Origin of the sequence: Pseudomonas brassicae (genome assembly GCF_010671725.1) — a bacterium.
Taxonomy (GTDB): domain Bacteria; phylum Pseudomonadota; class Gammaproteobacteria; order Pseudomonadales; family Pseudomonadaceae; genus Aquipseudomonas; species Aquipseudomonas brassicae.
In genome coordinates, this window is sequence record NZ_JAAHBU010000585.1 from 1 (window position 1) to 3329 (window position 3329).

Annotated in this window: 4 protein-coding genes; 1 reads left to right on the forward strand and 3 read right to left on the reverse strand. The window is 63.6% G+C overall.

Going from position 1 to position 3329, the window contains the following annotated elements:
• Window positions 1-774 (reverse strand): MFS transporter (locus tag G3436_RS26350; protein ID WP_163951253.1); only part of this gene is annotated, 774 nt, incomplete at its 3' end.
• 97 nt (window positions 775-871) lie between these two features.
• Here G3436_RS26350 and G3436_RS26355 point away from each other — a divergent pair.
• On the forward strand, window positions 872-1321 hold the full coding sequence (locus G3436_RS26355; protein WP_163951255.1) for a winged helix-turn-helix transcriptional regulator: 450 nt from the start codon (window positions 872-874) through the stop codon (window positions 1319-1321).
• Window positions 1322-1372: 51 nt separating this feature from the next.
• Here G3436_RS26355 and G3436_RS26360 read toward each other — a convergent pair whose 3' ends face one another.
• The gene (locus tag G3436_RS26360; protein WP_163951258.1) at window positions 1373-2521 is read right to left on the reverse strand and encodes a M14 family metallopeptidase; all 1149 of its coding nucleotides are present in this window, start codon (window positions 2519-2521) and stop codon (window positions 1373-1375) included.
• Between the two features lie 48 nt (window positions 2522-2569).
• On the reverse strand, window positions 2570-3082 hold the full coding sequence (locus tag G3436_RS26365) for a DUF4880 domain-containing protein (protein WP_163951261.1): 513 nt from the start codon (window positions 3080-3082) through the stop codon (window positions 2570-2572).
• Window positions 3083-3329 lie beyond the last annotated feature (247 nt).

Below are 3329 nucleotides of genomic sequence, written 5' to 3' on the forward strand. Positions count from 1 at the left end.
GGCCAGGCCGAACAGGCCGACCTCGGTAGCCGACAACGATAGCGGCGCGGCGCTCAGCGGCAATACCAGCGGCGTCCACAGCACCATGGCCGAGGCGAAGCTGAGCAGGGCCAGCACCGCGCGCTGGCGCAACATCGCTTGCTCGCGCAGCAAGCACCACAACGATCCCAGCAACTGTGCATAGCCCAGGCCTGAGGGGGCGCTGCGCTGTACAGGCAGTACACGCCACAGCAGCACCGTCAGCAGCAGGGTCAACGCGGCGGACAGGACGTAGACCGAGCGCCAGCCGGCCAGGTCTGCCATGGCGCCCGAGAGGGTGCGCGCGAGCAGGATGCCAATGACGATCCCGCTGGTGACGATCCCCACGACATGGCCGCGTTCGCTGTCGCCCGCCACGCTGGCGGCATGCGCTACCAGCAACTGTGCCACCACCGCCAGCAGGCCGGTAAGCGCCATGCCGGCCAGCAACCAGACGCTACTGGACGCCATGGCAATCATCAGCAAGGTCAGCACTGAGAGTATCGAGTGGGTCACGATCAGCCGGCGACGGTCGAACAGGTCGCCCAGCGGTACCAGCAGGACCAGCCCCACGCCGTAACCCACCTGGGTCAGGGTTACCACCAGGCCGATCATGGCCGGGGCGATGGCAAACTCGCGGGCCATGGCGTCAAGCAGCGGTTGGGCGTAGTAGACGTTGGCCACTGCCAGCGCACCGGCGGTTGAAAACAGCAGGGCGATCCAGGGTGAGAGGCGCGGCGCAGAGAGGGCAGGCATGCAGGTGTCCTTTTGGTTGCATTATGAAACCAGTTGAATCCTGCGGGTGCCGGTTTTATATTGCAACCACTTTCCCTGTGCATGCCGAGGTCATCCCGTGGTCCAGCGAACCCGCCTGCAAGATGCCGAATGTCCGGTGGCCCGCTCGCTTGATGCGATTGGTGACTGGTGGTCGCTGCTGATCGTTCGCGATGCGTTCGATGGGCTTACGCGTTTTGGCGAGTTCCAGCGCAACCTGGGGATGGCCAAGAACATCCTCGCGGCGCGGCTGCGCCAGTTGGTCGAACATCAGATTCTGCGGTTGGTGCCGGCGTCGGATGGCAGTGCCTACCAGGAGTACGTACTGACTGAAAAGGGGCGCGGGCTGTTTCCCCTGATCGTTGGCTTGCGCCAATGGGGCGAGGCCTATTTCTACCCGCCAGGAGAGCGGCATTCGGTGCTGGTGGACCGTCAGCACGGTGCGCCGGTGGGGCCGTTGCAGTTGCGGGCAGCGGATGGGCGTTTGCTGGGGCCGGAGGATTGCGTGCGGGTGGCGGCCACTTCATGAACTGAGGTGGCCCTTCGCTGGCAAGCCGGCGAAGGGCTGCGACAGCAGGCCTCAGCGCAGTTCGCCAACGATGCGCGCAAAGGTGTCGAGCACGGCACTGCCCAGCGCCTTGGAGCGTTTCCCCGACCAGCCCGTGACTGCATCGGGTGCATCGTCATGGTCCTTGAACGGCATCTCCAGCGTCAGCGACAGGCAGTCGTACAACTGGCCCACCGCATTGCAGGCCAGGGTCATGTTGGCTTGCCCGGGCGCACTGAGCGGGTAACCCTTGGCGGTCTGAAAGTCCGCTGTCAGTTCGCACAAGGTGCTGCGAAAACGCGCTTCAAGGGCGGCAATGCGCGGCGTATACCCCGGGTTGCCTTCACAGCCTGCGGTAAAGACGTGCGGTATTTCCTCGTCGCCATGGGCATCGAGAAACAGGTCCACCCCGTGCAACTTCATCTGCTGCTGGGCAAACAGCACTTCAGGCGTCTGCTCGACACTGGCGTGCTGCCAGGCGCGATTGAGGTCCTTGCCCTTGGCATTGGTGCGCAAGTGGCCACGAAAGGCGCCATCGGGGTTCATGTTCGGGATCAGGTACAGCTCGGCGACCGCCAGCAGGCCCTGTACCGTGGCATCGTTGCGCTCCAGGCGCTCGATCAGCCCCTCCATGAACCACTGCGCCATGTGCTCGCCCGGGTGCTGCTGGGCAATCACCCACAGCTTGCGCTTGCCCGGTGCCGGCTCGCCGGCCCGCAGCAAGGGTATATCGCGCCCCTCGACGCTGCGCCCGGTGGCCAGCAGCACGATGCCAGGCAAGGCACTGGCGCGCTCGATCAGTTGGTTGTGGCGCGCCCGCGGGTAGGGCTGGAAATAGGCAAACCAGGCGTTGGGCTCGGCTGCCTGCAGGGTAAAGTGCAGGGCACGGCCGTCGAACCGGGTCGGGATGCGAAACCAGTGCTGTTGATCGTAGGAGGCTACGGCCTGGTATCCGCTCCAGGCGTCGTTATAGGACGACTGGCCGGCATTCTCCAGGCTGAAGGCGTGGGAGTGCCCCGGTGTGAGCCCCTCGGTCTTGAAGTGAAACCACTGAAAATGTTCGCTGCAGGTGTCGGGGCGAATGTTCAGGCGCACATGGGACGGATCGCTGGCGTCGATGACGTCGATGTTACCGGCATCGAACGCGCAGTCGATGTGCAGGGGGGACAGCGTCACAGTCATGGCCAGGCTCCTGTAGAGATGTTGTACCAACCACTCTACACGCCTGTATCAGGACCAGAAACCGATTGCCAGTGCCGCAGCGAGCCCCAGCCCCACTGCAACCGAACAGCCACCCAGCGAAATCCCGGCCCAGGGCTGGCGGTACCATGCCCCCTCACCCAGCAGGCGGGCCGGTGCCAACAGGTTGCGCCAGCGCAGTTCGGTGGCGTGGAAGGCCTGCAGGTGATCGGGCGCTGCGTCGAGCCAGCGGCGAAAATCAATCCGCTCGCTGGCGGTGATGTGCGGGCTCTGCAGGCGTACGTACCATTGCACTGCCGCGCCGCAAGACAGCGAGCGACCGGGCAGGGCGGCTTGCAGTACCTGGCTCATGTGCCGTTCCACGGCGTTGGCGGTGATGTCCAGGTGCTCGGCAATGCTGGCGAAAGAGCGCTGGTCGAGGCGGTTGAGCAGAAACACCTGCTGCGCCCGGCGAGGTAACTTTTTCAAGCGCATCAGCAGCGCATCTTCGCCAAGGTCGACGTGCTGGTGGGGGTGTTCAAGGGGCAGCGACAGACGGGCCATGCTACGAGCTCCTTGCAGAAATAAACGACTGAGACAAAGGGGGCGTCTTCCTTGACGCTGCGACAGCTTAATCTACATGAGATTGATTCTCAAGTGCTGAATCGGCAAAGACCGCGGCTCGGGGTTACATTCTGAGACACTCATTTGCTATCATCGGCGGTCATTCAAGCAACACCCGCCTTCATAGCTGAGAGCAAAAAAAAGACCCGGCAAAAAGCCGGGTCAAAAACCGTGATTAGCCTGATGA

Excerpts from the sequence above, each read along its gene's own strand:
- G3436_RS26365 (WP_163951261.1), bottom strand. The coding sequence starts at position 3,082 with ATGGCCCGTCTGTCGCTGCCCCTTGAACACCCCCACCAGCACGTCGAC.
- G3436_RS26360 (WP_163951258.1), bottom strand. The coding sequence starts at position 2,521 with ATGACTGTGACGCTGTCCCCCCTGCACATCGACTGCGCGTTCGATGCC.